The sequence below is a fragment of the Roseivivax jejudonensis genome, from assembly GCF_900172265.1.
Lineage (GTDB): Bacteria > Pseudomonadota > Alphaproteobacteria > Rhodobacterales > Rhodobacteraceae > Roseivivax > Roseivivax jejudonensis.
On the sequence record NZ_FWFK01000002.1, the window covers coordinates 386,157 to 403,003 of the forward strand.

The 16,847-nt window shown below is 68.6% G+C and carries 19 protein-coding genes; 2 read left to right on the plus strand and 17 right to left on the minus strand.

What is annotated here, in order from left to right:
* Positions 1–20 precede the first annotated feature (20 nt).
* From ROJ8625_RS06905 to ROJ8625_RS06920, 4 genes are all read right to left on the minus strand, one after another.
* Entirely contained in the window at positions 21–704 is a 684-nt protein-coding gene (locus ROJ8625_RS06905; RefSeq protein ID WP_085791138.1) for a molecular chaperone DjiA, read from the minus strand.
* A 33-nt stretch (positions 705–737) separates the two neighbouring features.
* The gene (locus ROJ8625_RS06910) at positions 738–1,256 is read right to left on the minus strand and encodes a GNAT family N-acetyltransferase (RefSeq protein WP_234984195.1); all 519 of its coding nucleotides are present in this window, start codon (positions 1,254–1,256) and stop codon (positions 738–740) included.
* Entirely contained in the window at positions 1,253–1,885 is a 633-nt protein-coding gene (locus tag ROJ8625_RS06915) for a VOC family protein (RefSeq protein ID WP_200813293.1), read from the minus strand. The genes ROJ8625_RS06910 and ROJ8625_RS06915 overlap by 4 nt, the downstream gene beginning before the upstream one ends.
* Before the next feature lie 78 nt (positions 1,886–1,963).
* Positions 1,964–3,508 carry a helicase HerA-like domain-containing protein gene (locus ROJ8625_RS06920; RefSeq protein ID WP_085791358.1) on the minus strand — a complete coding sequence of 515 codons (1,545 nt, stop codon included), beginning with the start codon at positions 3,506–3,508 and terminating at the stop codon, positions 1,964–1,966.
* Positions 3,509–3,943: 435 nt separating this feature from the next.
* On the opposite strand from ROJ8625_RS06920, the gene ROJ8625_RS06925 reads away from it, so the two are divergent.
* Complete coding sequence (locus ROJ8625_RS06925; protein WP_085791139.1) at positions 3,944–4,600, plus strand: invasion associated locus B family protein; 657 nt, start codon at positions 3,944–3,946, stop codon at positions 4,598–4,600.
* Between the two features lie 78 nt (positions 4,601–4,678).
* Here ROJ8625_RS06925 and ROJ8625_RS06930 read toward each other — a convergent pair whose 3' ends face one another.
* Complete coding sequence (locus ROJ8625_RS06930) at positions 4,679–4,978, minus strand: DUF4156 domain-containing protein (protein WP_085791140.1); 300 nt, start codon at positions 4,976–4,978, stop codon at positions 4,679–4,681.
* Between the two features lie 164 nt (positions 4,979–5,142).
* Between ROJ8625_RS06930 and ROJ8625_RS06935 the strand changes: the two genes are divergently transcribed.
* Positions 5,143–5,586 carry a GNAT family N-acetyltransferase gene (locus ROJ8625_RS06935; protein ID WP_085791141.1) on the plus strand — a complete coding sequence of 148 codons (444 nt, stop codon included), beginning with the start codon at positions 5,143–5,145 and terminating at the stop codon, positions 5,584–5,586.
* Between the two features lie 29 nt (positions 5,587–5,615).
* On the opposite strand, the gene minE is transcribed toward ROJ8625_RS06935, so the two are convergent.
* The 12 genes from minE to dxr form a co-directional block, all read right to left on the minus strand.
* Positions 5,616–5,879: a cell division topological specificity factor MinE gene (gene minE / locus ROJ8625_RS06940; protein ID WP_085791142.1), complete on the minus strand. Its 264-nt coding sequence runs from the start codon at positions 5,877–5,879 to the stop codon at positions 5,616–5,618.
* Positions 5,876–6,706, minus strand: a complete 831-nt coding sequence (minD, locus tag ROJ8625_RS06945; protein WP_234984196.1) for a septum site-determining protein MinD — start codon at positions 6,704–6,706, stop codon at positions 5,876–5,878. The genes minE and minD overlap by 4 nt, the downstream gene beginning before the upstream one ends.
* A 35-nt stretch (positions 6,707–6,741) precedes the next feature.
* The gene (gene minC / locus ROJ8625_RS06950; protein WP_085791144.1) at positions 6,742–7,485 is read right to left on the minus strand and encodes a septum site-determining protein MinC; all 744 of its coding nucleotides are present in this window, start codon (positions 7,483–7,485) and stop codon (positions 6,742–6,744) included.
* A 155-nt stretch (positions 7,486–7,640) separates the two neighbouring features.
* Positions 7,641–8,816: a lipid-A-disaccharide synthase gene (lpxB, locus tag ROJ8625_RS06955; protein WP_085791359.1), complete on the minus strand. Its 1,176-nt coding sequence runs from the start codon at positions 8,814–8,816 to the stop codon at positions 7,641–7,643.
* Positions 8,816–9,586, minus strand: a complete 771-nt coding sequence (locus ROJ8625_RS06960) for an LpxI family protein (RefSeq protein WP_085791145.1) — start codon at positions 9,584–9,586, stop codon at positions 8,816–8,818. Before ROJ8625_RS06960 ends, lpxB begins: the two co-directional genes overlap by 1 nt.
* Positions 9,587–9,593: 7 nt before the next feature.
* Complete coding sequence (lpxA, locus tag ROJ8625_RS06965; RefSeq protein ID WP_085791146.1) at positions 9,594–10,382, minus strand: acyl-ACP--UDP-N-acetylglucosamine O-acyltransferase; 789 nt, start codon at positions 10,380–10,382, stop codon at positions 9,594–9,596.
* Positions 10,379–10,840: a 3-hydroxyacyl-ACP dehydratase FabZ gene (gene fabZ, locus ROJ8625_RS06970; RefSeq protein ID WP_085791147.1), complete on the minus strand. Its 462-nt coding sequence runs from the start codon at positions 10,838–10,840 to the stop codon at positions 10,379–10,381. The genes lpxA and fabZ overlap by 4 nt, the downstream gene beginning before the upstream one ends.
* A 70-nt stretch (positions 10,841–10,910) precedes the next feature.
* Positions 10,911–11,594, minus strand: a complete 684-nt coding sequence (locus tag ROJ8625_RS06975; RefSeq protein WP_234984197.1) for an OmpH family outer membrane protein — start codon at positions 11,592–11,594, stop codon at positions 10,911–10,913.
* A complete protein-coding gene (bamA, locus tag ROJ8625_RS06980) occupies positions 11,594–13,942 on the minus strand; it encodes an outer membrane protein assembly factor BamA (RefSeq protein WP_085791361.1) in 2,349 nt (782 codons plus the stop codon). Before bamA ends, ROJ8625_RS06975 begins: the two co-directional genes overlap by 1 nt.
* Positions 13,943–14,079: 137 nt before the next feature.
* Positions 14,080–14,205 (minus strand): hypothetical protein, encoded by a 126-nt coding sequence (locus ROJ8625_RS21450; RefSeq protein ID WP_268794686.1) that lies wholly within the window; start codon positions 14,203–14,205, stop codon positions 14,080–14,082.
* A 115-nt stretch (positions 14,206–14,320) separates the two neighbouring features.
* Complete coding sequence (gene rseP, locus ROJ8625_RS06985) at positions 14,321–15,664, minus strand: RIP metalloprotease RseP (RefSeq protein WP_085791148.1); 1,344 nt, start codon at positions 15,662–15,664, stop codon at positions 14,321–14,323.
* Between the two features lie 15 nt (positions 15,665–15,679).
* A complete protein-coding gene (dxr, locus tag ROJ8625_RS06990; RefSeq protein ID WP_085791362.1) occupies positions 15,680–16,846 on the minus strand; it encodes a 1-deoxy-D-xylulose-5-phosphate reductoisomerase in 1,167 nt (388 codons plus the stop codon).
* Position 16,847: the final 1 nt, after the last annotated feature.

Below are 16,847 nucleotides of genomic sequence, written 5' to 3' on the forward strand. Positions count from 1 at the left end.
GCGGACGACGGAAACAGGGGTTAGGCCGCATGGCGGTCCGAGATTTCCTCCCACGCGCGGTTGATCGCCACGAGCCGTTTCTCGGACATCTTCACCGCCTCTTCCGGGAGCCCGCGCGCGACCATGCGATCGGGATGGCTGTCGCGCACGAGCCCGCGCCAGACCTTGCGGATCTCGCCGATCGGGGTGCCGGGATCGACCCCGAGCACGGTATAGGGATCGGGTTCGGCGTCGTGCACGTAGCGCGCGCGCAGGGAGCGGAAGCGCGTGTCACCGAGATCGAAGATTTCGGCCACCTTGGACAGGAACGCATCCTCGGCCGGGTGATAATTGCCGTCGGCGATCGCGATGTGGAACAGCCCCTCCATCAGATCGCACAGCGTGCCCGTATCCTCGCCGAACATCGCCTTGATGCGCCGGGCGTAATCCTCGAACCCCGCCACGTCCTGCCGGGCGAGGTTGAACACCCGCGCGGCGCCGGCCTCGTCCTCGGGAGCGATATGGAAGACGTCCCGGAAGGCGGTCACCTCGGATCGCGTCACCAGCCCGTCGGCTTTTGCCATCTTGGCCGACAACGCGATCACCGCGATGGCAAACGCCACCGACCGCTCCGGCGGGGCGCGGAGACGGTCGAAGACGGTGGCGAGGCTTTCGCCGCTCGCAAGCGCGGAGACAGCCTCGGAGATGCGCGACCAGATCGACATGATACCGCAGTGTAGGGCAGCGCCCCATCATTGTCAGGCGGAGGTGCCCAGCATTTTCTGCATCAGCACCAAATCGATCCAGCGCGAGAACTTCCAGCCGGCCTGAGGGATGCGGCCGACCTCTTGAAATCCGAGGGAGGCGTGAAAGCGCAGCGCCGGGTCGTTCTCCGCGCTGACGGCCGCGATGAAGGACTGGACGTCGGTCGCGACGGCCTCCTGCGACAGCGCCGCCATCAGCGCACGGCCGAGCCCGTCGCCCCGGGCGCCGGGCGCCAGAGCGATGGTCGTCTCCATCGTCCGGGCGTAGCCTGTCCCGCCGCGGAACGGGGCGAACGTGGCGTATCCGGCAATGCGCCCTGCCCGCTCGGCGACGATGAACGCACGGCCCCTTGCGGCGATGTCGTTCCGGACCGACTCGAGCGTGCGCGGCGTCGACGAGAAGGTGATGGCGGTGTCGGTGATGATCGGATTGACGATCGCCAGCACCGCCTCCGAATCCTCGATCCGGGCAGGCCGGAGCTGGGCTCCGGCCACCGCGACCGGATTGCTCACTGGAGGACGCGCCGGTGGTCCGGCGCCTCCAGCGTCGCGCGCAGGCTTGGCACGTCGTCCGTTTCGAACACCGCCTGCGGCACGTCGAGATGCGGGCCGAGCAACGCAGCCAGCGCCTCGGCCTCGGGATGCGCGATCTGGAGCCGGGTCACCCGGCGCCCGGTCGAAGCGAGCGCGGTGCCGGCGGGCACCGGGCTGCGCCACTCGATCAGCGCCGGAAACAGTCCATCGAACGGAAGCGCGCCGTCCTCTGGCACGGCCATGCGCCAGCGCAGAGCGCCACGCGCCATGTCGACCGCCTCGCCCGCCATCGGCAGCACCGCCAGCGCTGCATCGAGATCCTCGACCCGCACGACCCAGGTCGACAGCCGGGCCGGCCCGCGGAAGCGATCCAGCCCGAACCAGCGCGGCATCGGCGGCGGCGGGACTGCCGGATCGATCGCGATGGCTTCGAGGTAGAGATCGTCGGCCAGGCCCGCGACACAGTTATGCGTCCCGAACCGTACGTGCTTTCCTCCCGGGACGAGCGGCTGACCAAGTGCAGCCTCGGCATGGGCCGTCGCCTCTTCGAGAGTTTCGGCGGCGACGACCAGATGGTCGAGGGTCAGTCGGATCGGATCGGCATTCATTCCGACATGAATGCTCAATCCCGGAAAAATTGCACGAAAAAAGGCAGTTGGCGCTCTTTCGCGCCAGTTCGTGCCGATTCAGCGTGCCTTGAAGAGACCGCCGAGAACGCCGCGCACCAGACGCCGGCCCGTGGTGCCGCCCAGTTCCTTGACCACGGCGCGGGTCAGCGCCGCACCGAGCGTGTCGCTGCGTCCGCGGGAGGACCGCGTGCCCTGCCGGTCGACACGGCTGCCGGAGTAGCGGCGCGCGGCGCTGTATTCGCGCGCCTGCGCCTCGGCGAGGTCCTCCTCGCGTTCCGCGGCCTCGGCCGCAGCGGCCGCAGCCTCGGCCCGCGCACGCAACGCCTCGTAGGCCGAAGGACGGTCCAGCGCGCGATCGTAGCGCGCGCCGAGCGGCGAAGCGTCGATGACGGCACGCCGCTCGGCAGCCGACAGCGGGCCGAGCCGCGACGAGGGCGGCCGGATCAGCGTCCGTTCGACAATTCCGGGCACGCCCTTCTTTTGCAGAAACGACGTCACTGCCTCGCCCACGCCGACCTCGAGGATCGCGGCCTCGGTATCGAAGGCCGGGTTTTCGCGGTAGGTTTCGGCGGCCAGCTTCAGCGCGCGCTTGTCGCGCGCGGTGAACGCGCGCAGCGCGTGCTGAACCCGGTTTCCCAGCTGGCCGAGCACGTCCTCCGGCACGTCGTCGGGATTCTGCGTCACGAAGTACACCCCCACGCCCTTGGACCGGATCAGGCGCGCCACCTGCTCCACCTTCTCCACCAGCGCACGAGGCGCATCCTCGAACAGCAGGTGCGCCTCGTCGAAGAACAACACGAGCCGCGGCTTCTCGGGGTCGCCGACCTCGGGCAGATCCTCGAATAGCTCGGACATGAGCCACAGAAGGAAGGTCGCGTAGAGCCGCGGCGCCGACATCAGCCTGTTGGCCGCAAGCACGTTGACCATGCCGCGCCCGGTCGTGTCCGTGCGCATCAGGTCCGCGAGATCGAGCGCGGGTTCTCCGAAGAGCTGCGCGCCGCCCTGCCCCTCGAGGACAAGAAGCCGGCGCTGTATCGCGCCGACCGACTGCACCGCGATGTTCCCGTAGCGCAGCGACAACTCCGCGCGGTTCTCGCCCACGAAGGTCAGCATTGCCTGCAGATCCTTCAGGTCGAGCAGCGGCAAGCCCTCCTCGTCGGCGACGCGGAAGGCGACGTTCACGATGCCCTCCTGCGCTTCGGTCAGTTCGAGCATCCGGCTGACGAGAAGCGGGCCCATCTCGGCAACTGTCGTGCGGATGGGGTGCCCCTGTTCGCCAAAGAGATCCCAGAACGTGACCGGACACGCGCTGTAGGCATAATCGTCGAATCCGATGGTGGCCGCCCGCTCCGAGAACGCGCCGTGAAGCTTGTGATCCGCGCTGCCCGGCGCGGCCAGGCCCGACAGGTCGCCCTTCACGTCCGCCAGCACGACCGGCACCCCCGCGGCGGAAAAGCCTTCGGTCATGATCTGCAGGGTCACCGTCTTGCCGGTGCCGGTCGCGCCGGCGATCAGCCCGTGCCGGTTTGCGTAGCCGAGCGCGAGCCGCTGCGGCGTGCCGTATCCGGGGCCGCCGCCACCGATGAAGATCGAGTTGTCCATGCGTCCGTCTCCGCCGAAAAGTCCAAGATCGACCATACTTGCTTAACGAGTCCGCGCCATAATCATGTTGTCCGGGCCGCATGTCCTCTTCGGGTCCGGACGACTTCCTCCCTGTCGACTGGCCGCGCCTTCGGGCGCGGTCTTTTTCGTCTGCGCAAGGCGGTCCGGGATCGGCATGATATTGCCTGTTGACCGAAAGAAATCACCGTCGTAGCGTCTGCACCAATGACAAAGTCGGCCGGTCCGACAGGGAGACAGCGGCCCGGGAAACGGTGCCGCGAGAATGAGAAAAGGAGCCGATACCGGCTCCTTTTTTCGTTGTCGGACACCCTCGGCCGCGCGCGGTCGCAGCACTGTGCAACCGCCCCCTGACACTCCCGTGCGGCCGTGCTATGCGGCTTTCGACCGAAGTGACGACAGAGCTCGGAGGAGCCCATGACGATCAGACTGACCCATCTTTCCCTCATCGCCGCACTGGCCGCCGCGCCTGCGTTCGCCCAGGACGAGCCGGACGCCGATGCCGGGCAGGACGCGCCTGCCGCAGAGGGCGCCGAGAACGCGCCCGGCGCAGATCCGGATGTGGGTCTTCAGGGGATGCAGCAGGCCCGCCCCGAAGCCTTCGTGCGCTCGGAAAACGGCGACTGGGAGATCCAGTGCATCCGTTTTCCCGACGGGACCGAGGCACAATGCCAGATGTTCCAGCTTCTGACTGCGCAGGACGACAATCCGCTTGCCGAGGCGTATTTCTTCAAGCCGCCGGAAGGCTCGCAATTCGCGGCCGGGCTCAACCTCGTGGTGCCGCTGCGCACGCTGCTGACCCAGCCGCTGGGTATCGCCATCGACGGCGGCGCGACGCAGCAGATCCCGTACATGACCTGCTCTGCCGAGGGGTGCGTGGCGCGCGCGGGCATCTCGGAGCAGCAGCTCAACCAGTTCCGCGCCGGCGCCGCGGCGCGGATCACCATTGTCCCCGCCGATGCTCCGTCCGAGCAGGTGACGACCGACATGTCGCTCTCGGGGTTCACTGCGAGCTTCGACGAGCTCGAACCGGCTCAGCTGCCCACACAGCCGAGCCAGGGCACAGGTCAGTAAACGACGACAGGACACCGATTGTCAGGGGCCGGACGCCGCGTCCGGCCCTTTTTGCATGCGCGGCCCGTCCCGCGTTTCTCAGCACAGGTACGCGTCGGCGCTGCTGACGGTGCCGTCGTCGGCCGACAGCGTCTGCGTCAGCACGAAGGCGTTGCCGCCCCGCGCCGCAACGGCGTTGCGCACCTTGTTGAGGGCGCTTCTGGCATCCTGCGCTGCGGTCAGGCCGAAATAGTTCACGCCCTCCACCGGACCGACGAACGTACATCGCTCCGACGCGGCGAGCGAGATCTGGCGGACGCCGCGTGCGTCATCGCTCAGCTCGGTGCCGCAGGCCGCAAGCGCGGTGCCTGCCATGATCATGATGTGCAGCGGTTTCATCCCGCGTCTCCCCTCGTGCTTGGGCTCGACAGATCCCGAAACCCGGTCTGGGTCGGTCCCATCATAGCCGAAGGGCTCGCATCGGACGACCCGATCGCCCATGGTCGTCCGGCGCGGCGACCGCGCGCGCCTCGAAGTCCATCGCCTCAAGCCGGGAACCCTGCATGACCGACGTCACTCTTCGCCCCCTCGCCGACACCGACGAAGCGCAATGGCGCGCACTCTGGACGGGGTATCTCGACTTCTACGGGGCCACGGTGTCGGAGGCAGTCTACAGCGCCACGTTCGCGCGGCTGTGCGACCCCGATCGCCCGCAGCAGCGCGCGCTGGTTGCGGAGACCGATGGCCGGTTGCTCGGCCTCGTGCACGTCGTCTTCCACCCCCACAACTGGCGGGTGGAAGACGTATGCTACCTGCAGGATCTCTTCGTGATGCCCGAGGCGCGCGGCACCGGGCTCGGGCGCGCGCTGATCGAGGCCGTTTACGGCATGGCCGACGCGGCCGGCGCGCCGTCCGTCTACTGGCTGACGCAGGACTTCAACCACGAGGCGCGCCAACTCTACGACCGCATCGCGACGCTGACACCGTTCATCAAGTATCAGCGCTGAGCGGCGCGCAGATCGACTCCGCGTGGCGCTCAGCCGCGCGCCGCGGGAAGCTCGATATTGATCTCGAGGCTCGACTGCCCCTCGCCGCGTTCCATCTGGATATCAACCGCATCGTCGTCGATCTTCATGTGACGCTTTATGACCGCGAGGATGTCACGCTGCAGCTCGGGAAAGACGTCCGGCCCCGGACCGCCGGCGCGCTCGTGCGCCAGAAGCACCTGGAGCCGTTCCTTGGCCGCTCGGGCCGAGGGATCCTGCTTGCGGGTCCAGCGGGGAAAACCGAAGCGCATCATGCCGTCCGCCCGAAGAGCCGCTGCATGAAGCCGCGCGGGCGGTCGGATTCCAGCCGGACCTCGAGATCCTCGCCATCGAGCCGCGCGGCCGCGGCTTCGTAGGCGCGGCTCGCAGCCGACGGCTCGTCGAGCACGACCGGCATCCCGAGGTTCGACGCACGCAGCACGGCCTTGCTTTCTGGAACAATGCCCAGAAGCGGCACCGCGAGGATCTCTAGCACATCCTCGACCGTCATCATTTCGCCCGTGTCGATCCGCGCCTGATCGTGACGCGTAAGCAGGACCTGCGCCTTCACCGCCTCGCCCTTCTCGGCGCGATCGGTCTTGGCCTGCAGGAGGCCCAGCACACGGTCGCTGTCGCGGACCGACGACACCTCGGGGTTCGTCACCACGACCGCCTCGTCGGCAAAGTGCATGGCAAGCTGCGCGCCACGCTCGATGCCCGCCGGGCTGTCGCAGATGATGTAGTCGAAGCTCTCGCGCAGCTCCGACAGGACCGACTCGACGCCTTCCTTGGTCAGGGCGTCCTTGTCGCGGGTCTGCGATGTCGGCAGCACCGACAGCGTCTCGATCCGCTTGTCGCGGATCAGGGCCTGCGACAGCTTGGCGTCGCCCTGGATGACGTTGATGAAGTCGAACACGACCCGGCGCTCCACGCCCATGATCATGTCGAGGTTGCGCAGGCCGACGTCGAAGTCGATCACCACCGTCTTGTGACCGCGCTGCGCCAGCGCGGCGCCGATCGCGGCAGCCGATGTGGTCTTGCCCACGCCGCCCTTGCCGGAGGTCACCACGATGACCTTGCCCGCCTTCCTGTCCTGTTCCACGGCGCTCTCCTTTCCGTTCGGTCTCATCAATTGCGTCAGTCCAGCAGGTGCATCTGCAGACTGTCGTCCTCGAGCGCGACCATGACCTGCTGGCCGCGCACCGCGTCGTCGAAATTGTCGGGCGTGCGGTAGCGCCCGGCGATCGCCACCAGCTCGGCATCGAGCCGGCGGCAGAAGATCCGCGCGCTTTCGTCGCCGTGGACACCGGCCATCGCCCGACCGCGCATCCGGCCGTAGACGTGGATATGCCCCGCGGCGATCAGCTCGGCGCCCGAACTCACGGGGCCGACCACGGTGAGGTCGCCGCCATCGGCGACGACCACCTGCCCCGACCGCACCGGTGTCGTCACCAGCCGGTTCGCCGGCGCGAGCGGAGCGCGTTTGCCGCCGCGGCGCGGCCCCGGCTTGCCGAGCGGCCCGTCCTGGCCGGCGTCGATGCTCAGAAGCCCTTCTTCCGCGGCAAGCTCGGCCAGCCGCCCGTGCGCGTGCAGCACGCCGAACGGCATCATCCGCCGCGCGCGCAACTCGCGCAGAAGCCGCGAGAGATCGGCATCCCCGAGCCGCGCGCCCGCGTCCTCGAGGTCGATCAGCATCGGCGCCTTTTCGAAGAATTGCGGCGTCTGCCGCAGATGCTCGTCGAGCGCCTCGAGAAAGGCCGCGTCGACGGGGCCGTTGCCCGGGCGCAGCGTCACCGCGGTAAAGTATCGCCCGCGGAACTGGAAAGGCGCGACGCGCGTCGTCGCCGGGCGACCGGCGGTCGCCTGTGGGGTGTCGGGCACGGGGGCTCGGTCCTTGCTGCTCGTGTGCCGGCGACTCGCGCAATCGGTCGCCGTTACGCGCGGGCGTAGCGTCTCGCGCGCGCGATGGCCACCCCGTCCGCGACGGCACGCCGCATCTCGGCAGGATGCTGCTTTCGGTTGAGCGGCAGGGCGCCTCAGTCCCGCCGGTTTGCGCGTGCGAGTCCGCGAAGGATCGCATCGGCGGCGCGGCGCCCCTGCGGAGGACCGTCGCGACCGAGGCGCTGCATCGTCGTTTCCATCGCTCGGGCCTGCGCCTGCGGCGCGTCGAGCACCTTCAACAGCGCGGGCGCGATCCGGTCCGGGCGGCAGGCCTTGCCGATGAACTCGGGCACCGCGCGGGTCTCCGACACGAGGTTTACGAGCGTCACGGTGTCGGTGCGGAGCATCCGGCCGATGATCTGCCGCGACAGCCAGTTCATGTCGTAGGCGATCACCATCGGTGTCGCCGCCGCCGCGAGCTCCAGCGACACCGTGCCGGAGGCCGCGAGCGCGACATCCGCGGCAGCAAAGGCCGCCCGCTTCTCGGGTTGTGCCGCCGGGCCCAGACCGCGCGGATCGAGCACGACCGGCGCGCCGGGCCAGTCCGCGGCCTGCGCCTCGACCGCGGCCGCGACGGCCGGTGCCGCCGGCACCACGAAGCGCAGGTCCGGCCGCGCCGCATGTACCTGCTCCAGCACCTCGCCGAAGACGGGACCCAGCCGGGCGACCTCGGAGCGGCGCGAGCCCGGCAGGATCAGCGCCAGCGGCGCCTCGCCGAGCCCATGCGTCAGGCGGAAGCGCGCCACGTCTGCGGCCCCGGCCACCGGCTCGCTGACCACGGGATGACCCACGAAATCGCATTCCATCCCGGCGGCTTCCATGAACGGCGGCTCGAACGGCAGGAGCGCGAGCACCTGGTCCACGTGTGGCGCCATCTTTGCCGCGCGACCCGGCCGCCAGGCCCAGACCGTCGGCGCGACATAGTGCACCGTCCGCAGGTTCGGCGACCGCTCGCGCACGATCTTCAGGACCCGGAGCGAGAATTCCGGCAGGTCCACGGTGATGACGACATCGGGCTGCGCGGCAATCGCGGCTTCCGCGGTCTCGCGGATACGCCGCTTGAGCGCGCGATACTCCGACAGGATCTCGACGATCCCCATGATCGAGATCTCGTCCATCGGAAAGAGCGACACGAGCCCCTGCTCTTCCATCAGCGGACCGCCGACACCGGTGAAGGTGACGCCGTCGCCCACGGCATCGCGCAGGCCCGCCATCAGCGCGGCGCCAAGGCGGTCGCCCGAAGGTTCGCCGGCAGTGATGAAAACCCGCATCAGCGCACCCAGAGCCACAGACCGGCGGCGTCGAGCCGCCCGACGACCTCGGTGCGGTCGAGAACGATGACGCCGCCCGCCTCGACGACGATGCCGCGCAGGCCGGCGCGGATGGCGCCGTCGGCCGTCCCCGGCCCGATCGTCGGCAGATCCGCGCGGCGGTCCTGCATCGGCTTGGGCGCCTTGTAGAGCACGGCACCCGCAGCTTCCGAGCCAAGCCCGCGCAGCATCGCGTCGGTGCCGCTGTCGGTCTCGCGCGCGATCACGCGGTTGCCGCGGATCACGGCCGCTTGCCCGAGATCGGCGCGCCCCATCTCGGCGATCACCTCGTCACCGGTCCGCGCCTCGGCCTCGCCGTCCGGCGCGGCGCGGCTCGCAACGCCAAGTGGCGGGAGCAGGTCGGGCGCAGCTTCGTGCGCGGCCACGACGGCGAAGCCCTGGGCCTCGAACAGTGCGATCGCGCCGCGGAGCGCGCCATCGTCGCCACGGGCGAGCGCGCGGCGCATCGCCGGGAGCATCGCCAGCGTCGCCAGATCGAACGACAGCGGACGGATGCGCGGACGGTCCACCCCGCCGCACAGGCAGATCCGCTCGACCCCGCGTGCGCGCAGGCGTTTCATCAGGCCGCCCAGCCTCTCGATCCGAAAGGTGATGTCGGGCGTCAGCCCCTCGGGCGCGTGCCCCTCAAGCGCACAGACCAAAGGACGTTCGGCCTGCGCGGCGGCGACCGCGGCCGGCAATCGGCCCCGCCCGGCGATCAGGGCCAGCATCGGCGGCTCATCCGGGAGTCAGGAAGTGACGATCGGTATCGGCGAGGACGAAGGACACGATTTCGCGCACGTACGCGCTCTGCGTTTCCTCGCCGAGGCGCCGCGCGCGGTCGGCGAACGCGCCTTCGCCCTGCGCCAGCATCTGGAACGCCGCGCGAAGCGCGGTGATGTCGGATCGCGCGACGCCGCGGCGTTTCAGCCCGACGAGGTTCAGCCCGTCGAGCCGCCCGCGCGGGCCCTGCACCAGACCGTGCGGAATCACGTCGTTCGTGACCATGCTGACGGCGCCGATAATGGCGCCGCGCCCGATGCGGACGAACTGGTGCACACCCGACAGGCCGCCGACGATGACCTCGTCCTCGATGATGCAGTGCCCGGCAATGGCGGCATTATTGACCAGGATCACGTGGTTGCCGATCTGAACGTCGTGCGCAACGTGGCAGCCCGCCATGAACAGCCCGTCATCGCCGATCCGCGTGAGGCCGCCACCGCCCTCGGTGCCCGCGTTCATGGTGACGTGCTCGCGGATCCGGTTGCGCGCGCCGACCCTGAGCCGGGTCTTCTCGCCTCGGAATTTCAGATCCTGAGGGACCTCGCCGATCACCGCGAAGGAAAAGATCGTCGTGTCTTCGCCGATCTCGGTTTCGCCGGTCACGACCACATGGCTCTTCAGAACGCAGCGTGCGCCGAGCGTCACGTCGGGCCCGACATGACAAAACGGGCCGATCTCGCAGTCCGGCCCGATCCGCGCGCCGTCCTCGACCACGGCACTCGGGTGGATCACCGGATCGCTCACGCCTGCAGATCCATCATCGCCGTGAACTCGGCTTCGCAGGCCATCTCGCCCTCGACCTCGGCATGGCCACGGAACTTCCAGACCTTGCCGCCGGGCTTGCCGCGTAGCGTCTCGAGCGTCATGCGAAGCTGGTCGCCCGGGATCACCTTGCGCCGAAATTTGCAGCCGTCGATCCCCATGAAATAGATCAGCAACTGCTTGTCCGCGAGTTCCATCGTCACGCCGACCATCACCGCCGCGGTCTGCGCCATCGCCTCCACGATCGTCACGCCCGGCATGATCGGGGTGCCCGGGAAGTGGCCCTGGAAATACGGCTCGTTCATCGTGACATTCTTGATCCCGACCGCGCGCGCGGTGCCGCCGATATCCTCCACCCGGTCCACCAGCAGGAACGGGTAGCGATGCGGCAGGATCCGCTGGATCATCTGGATGTCGGCGCGGGCGAGCGTATCGGTCATGGCGGCTCCTTCGGGCGGCGTTCGGGGCAAAGCCGTAGCAATGCCGGGCCCGGGCAGCAAGCGCGGGGCGTCAGTCGCGCGGCCCTGCCCCGGGCAGGATCGGAACGGTCGGCGCCGAATCTGCGCCGAAGTCGCCGTCCGACGGCACCGGTGCGACGGGTTCCTCGAGGTCGCTGCCGTCACCGATGCGCGCGTCGAGCCGTTCGATCGCGAGCGCGGTGATGTCCGCGCTCTCGGACGAGACATAGACCTGCCGCCGCTCGATCAGCGCCGCCGCGCCGGCCTCCTGCATGATCTGGAGGAGCACAGGGCGCGCGGCGGCGACGATGCGCCGGCGCACCTGTTCGGTTCGCTGGCTGAATTCCTGCGCCTTCGCGTCCTGCTGCTGGCGCAGGCGCTCGACCTTGTCGTTGAACGCCTCGGCCGCGGCGCGGAACTCCTGCGGCTCCATCGAGTCCCGCCGATCGGTCAGCTCCTGCTCTTCGGCGCGCAACTCTTCGGCAATGCGCTCGCTCTCGGCAGCGATCGCCCGGCCCTCGTCCTCGATCTCGCGCAGGACCCGCTGGCCGTAAGCGCTCTCCTGAAGAAGCCGTTCGGTCTCGATGGTCAGAAGCGCGCCAGGCTGCGGTGCGGGCGGCTCGGCATCCTCGGTTTGAGGACGCATGGGTGGCAACGCGCCGGTGTCCTGCGCGCCAGCGGGCGCCGCGCAGGCCAGAGCCAGGATCCACAAACATGCGCCGACGCGCGCGGCCATCAGAAGTCCGTCGAGATGGTAAACTCGAAGTTCTGCTCCTCGTCGCGCTCTTCCTTCATCAGCGCTTCGGAGAAGTTGAAGCGCAGCGGTCCGAGCGGCGTGGTCCAGAACAGCGACACACCGACGACGTGACGGAACGAGCCATCTTCGTAGAGCACGTCGGAATTGGTCTCGTCGAGGCCCCAGAGATTGCCGACATCATAGAAGACGCCGCCGGAGATGCCGTATTCCTCGGGCAGACCGAGCGGGAACTCCGCTTCGAACCGGGCGACGGCGTAGTAGTTGCCGCCGAGAGGGTCGTCGATGTCATTGGCGCCGTTGAATTCGCGCGGCCCGATGCCGCCGGGTTCGAACCCGCGCATCCGCGACGACCCGAGGAAGAAGCGGTCGGTCACGCGGCTGCCGTCGCCGTCGTAGGCTAGCGCTCCGCCCTCGACCGTCGCGCGGAGCGTCACTTCCTCGTTCCAGACGAGCCGCTGCGCCACGGCGCGCGCGGTCGTCTTGATGAAGCTGGTGTCGCCGCCCAGACCGCCGAAATCCTGCCCGAAGGACAGCAGAACGCCCGCCGTCGGATCGAGCCCGGTGCGCCGCGTGTCGTAGGACAGCGTATAGCCGACGGAGCTTTCGAAGATCTCGCCGCGCTCGGCCTCCTCGCGCACGAGGTTGCCCACCTCGCTTTCGTCGGGGATCGTCAGGTTGGTGTAGCCGAGCGTGTAGCGCACCTGCAGGTCCGTGTTCTCGCTGATCGGGAAGGTCAGCGAGGGCGACAGCGTCCCCGTCGTGGTGTTGTACTCGGCGTTGTCGCGTTCGGTTTCGTAGAAGTCGAGGTTGAGCCCGAAAGCCAGATCACGGCCGAGCAGCGCCGGTTCGGTGAAGCTCAGCGCGTAGCGCTGGTTGTCGGTGCCCGTCGTGAAGGTGAACGACAGCTGCTGTCCGCGGCCGAGGAAGTTGCGCTCGGAGAAGCCGAGGTTGAGGCCGAAACCGTTCGAGGTCGAATAGGATCCGCCGAAGCTGATGGAGCCGGTCGGCTGCTCTTCGACGTCCACGTCGATGATGACCTGCTCGGGCGTCGAGCCCTCGCGGGCGTTGACCTCGGCATCGGCGAAGAAGCCGAGCGCGCGGATGCGCTCCGCGCTTTCGCGGATCGCGCGCGGATTGAACGGATCACCCTCGACCGTGTCGAACTGGCGCCGCACCACGCGGTCGAGCGTGGTGGTGTTGCCCTCGATGTCGATGCGCTCGACGAAGATGCGCTCGCCCCGGGTCAGAACGTAGTTGACGTCGAGCGCCAGGTTGCGCTCGTCGCGGCGGATCTGCGGTTCGACGCGAATGAAGTCGAGACCTTCGCGGATCGCCAGACGCTCGAGACGGGCGATGTCACGCTCGACCAGAGCGGGATTGTAGATCTGCCCTGTGCGCAGGCGGACGGCGTCGCGGAACAGCGCGGTGTTCACCTCGCGCAGATCGGACGACACAGTGATGCGTCCGGCCCGGAATTGCTGCCCTTCGTCCACGTTGAAGGTCAGGAAGTAGGCGTCGCGCTCGTCCGACAGCTCGGCGTTCACGCCCGTGATCCGGAAATCGACATAGCCGCGCGAGGCGTAGAAATCCTGCAGCGCGCGGCGGTCGAAGGCGACGCGCTCCTCGATGAAGGTGTCAGCGCCGATGAGCGCCCGCAGGAGGCCCGCCTGCTTGGTCTGGATCGCCCGGCGAAGCCGACCGTCGGAGTACTCGTCGTTGCCGACGAAGCCAATGCGCTCGATCTCCGCAACGCCACCCTCGAAGACCTCGAACACGAGGTCGACGCGGTTCTCGGACCGTCGGATCACCCGCGGATTGACGCGCGCGGCGACACGACCCTGCTGGGTATAGGCGCCGGCGATCGCGTCGGCGTCCGCCTCGGCCTGGCTGGGCGAGAAGACCCGGCGGGGCGTGGACCCCAGCAGCGGCGACAGATCCTCGTCGCTGATGCGTCGGTTGCCCTCGATCGCGATGTTGTTGATCGTCGGGAACTCGACCACGCGGATGACCAGCGTGTTGCCCTGAGGAACGATCTCGACCTCTTCGAAGAGCCCGGTTTCCTGGATCCGCTGGTAGGCGGCGTTGAGCTCGCCGCCGCTGACCGTCTCGCCGCGCGCGATCCCGGCATAGCTCAGGATCGTGCCGGCCTCGATGCGCTCGTTGCCCTGGATCGACACGTTGGTGAAGCTGTAGCTCTGCGCGCCGACGATCGTCGGAACCACCGACGCCGACACGGCAAGGCCGATGGCCAGTGCCCCCACCGTCGATTTCAGAATACGGTTCGCAGTGCCCCTGCTCGCGCGGCCTGCGTTGTCGTTGTGGGTCATGCCGCCCATCCCGTCATACCATCCCTCAATCGAGGTCAGTATCGGGATCACCGCACCTTGTCAAAAGCGCAAGCGACAGGGAACGGCGGCATTTTCAAGGCTGTGTTGCCGGCGCGTCGACGCCGGCCCGACAGCCTTCAGCTGCCCGCGACCCAGGCGCCGAACGCAAGCGCGCCGGCGATGATCGAGACGGTCAGCATCCAGTCCCCGTTCAGCGTCCAGACGAGACGCAGTCCGCGGACCCCTTGTGCGATCGTTTGCATGGTCCCCGTCCTTTCTTGGTCGGTCACGCCGGACCATGGCGTGCGAACGGGGCGAAAATTGGGCGCGCCGCGGGCATCCCCGCGGCATTCGCTCAGAGCGCAGGTCGGGCTGCGGTCAGGGGCAGAAGATGTCGTTTGTCAGCGCGAACACCATCAGCCCCAGAACGAGGGTCAGGCCGATCGACATCAGAACGCGCAGCGCGCGGTCCGAGGGCGGGCGACCGGACACGGCCTCGTAGGCGTGGAAGCACAGATGCCCGCCGTCGAGCACCGGCACTGGAAACAGGTTCAGAAGGCCCACCGCCGTCGACAGCACCGCGATGAACCAGATGAAGCTCTGAGTGCCCTGGCTCGCCATGGCGCCGGAGGTTTCGGCGATGCCGATGGGACCGGACAGGTTGCAGGTCGAGATCGCGCCGGTGATCATGTGCCACAGGCCCGACAGCGACCCACGGATGATTTCCCCTGTCTGCCCGACGCCCGACATGAACGCCTCGCCGACGCCCGGCGTCTCGGTCGCCGCCTCGAAGAACATGCCGCCGGCGATGCCGATGCGATAGACGGTCTGGAACGACCCGTCGGCCTGTGGCTCGTCGATGCGACGCGGCTCCAGCGTGATGTCGAGCGTCTCACCGTTGCGCCAGACGGTCAGGTCGAGCGCCGCCCCGTCGGAGCCCTCGACCCTCTCGCGGAGATCCTCGAATGCGACGATCGGCTCGCCGTTGATCGCTTGGATCACGTCGCCGTCCTCGAGCCCGGCCTCGGACGCCGCAGTAAGCGGCAGTACCTGCGACGCCAGCGGCAGGTAGACGTAAGGCCCCGCGACCGTCATCTCCTGCCCGTCGCGGCGGATCGTGTAGTCGAGCACCTCCTCCTCGGGCAGCGAGTCGAGAAGATCGTCGAAGGCGCCCTCGTTGTCGAAGGGCGGAAGCGCCTCCCCTTCGATCGCGAGGATTTCGTCGCCGACCTGCAACTCCTGCACCGTCGGCAGCGGCTTCAGCTCGCCTACGGTCAGCGGCTCGGACGTCACGCCGCGCACCATGAAGATCGAGGTGAAGATGATGATCGAGAGAACGAAGTTGAACGCAGGCCCCGCCGCCACCGTCGCGGCGCGCGCCCAGAGCGGCGCGCCCGTCATGGTGCGCCGGCGCTCGCTTTCGCTGAGACCTTCCATCGCGGACTCGTCGGTGCCGCCCGACGGGTTGGCATCGCCGCGGAACTTCACGTAGCCGCCGAGCGGAAACAGCGCGAACTGCCACTTGGTCCCGCGCTTGTCGGTGCGCGAGAGCAGGACCGGCCCGAACCCGAGCGAGAAGACGTCGGCATCGATGCCGGACCACCGTCCCACGATATAGTGCCCGTATTCATGGATCGCGACGATCACCGAGAGCGCGACCACGAAGGCCAGCAGCGTCCACAGCAATCCGCCGAACTGCGGCACCAGCGTGACGATGTCCAAAACCTCTGCCCCTTATCAGCCCTGCGCGATGACCTCGCGCGCCGTTACCCGGGCGACGTGGTCGGCCGAGAGCACCTTATCAAGATCGATCACGGCATCATCAAGACCGTCCCGTGCGGAAAGCCTGTCGAGCGTCTCCGCGACCACATCGGTCATCCGGGTAAAGCCGATCTGCCGCGCGATGAATGCGTCGAGCGCCTGCTCCTTCGCGGCGTTGAAGACCGCCCCGGCGAGGCCGCGCGCTTCCATTACCTCGCGGGCGAGGCGAAGCGCCGGCCACCGCGTCTCGTCGGCGGGTCGGAATGTCATCTGGCCGAGCGCCGCGAGGTCGAGCCGCTGCACAGGCAACGTCCGCCGTTCGGGCCAGTGAAGGGCAAAGCCGATGGCGTGGCGCATGTCGGGCGGCCCCACATGCGCCATCAGCGCCCCGTCGGCAAATCCGACCAGAGCGTGGATCAGGCTCTCGGGATGCACGAGCGCCTCGATCTGGTTCGGCGCGAGACCGAAGAACTCGCGCGTCTCGATCAGTTCCAGCGCCTTGTTGAACATCGAGGCACTGTCGATGGTGATGCGCTGGCCCATCGCCCAGTTCGGATGCGTCGCGGCCTCCTCCGGCGTCGCGCTGGCGAGCCGCTCGACCGGCCAGTCGCGGAACGCACCGCCGGAGGCCGTAACGATCACACGCTCGACGGCGGCGATGTCCTCTCCGATCAGTGCCTGGAACACGGCCGAGTGCTCGCTGTCGACGGGCAGGATGCGCGCGCCGTGCGCCCGAGCGGTCTCGAGCATCAGGGGCCCGGCGCAGACCATGCTCTCCTTGTTGGCGAGCGCGAGCGTCGCGCCCGAGCGCAGCGCCGCAAGTCCCGGCGCAAGCCCCGCAGATCCAACGATCGCAGACATCACCCAGTCCGCCGGGCGACTGGCCGCCTCGATCAGGGCGCCCTGCCCGGCCGCAGCCTCCACGCCCGAGCCCGCGAGCGCCGCGCGCAGCGCCGGCAACTCGCTCTCGTGGCAGGTCACCGCGACCTCCGCGCCGAGTTCGGCCGCATCCGCGGCCAACTGGCCGACATTGCGACCGCCGGTCAGGGCGACGACCCGGTAGGCATCGGGATCGCGACGGATGAGGTCGATGGTGTTCTGTCCGATCGATCCGGTCGCGCCGAGGATCGTCACCCGCCGCAGG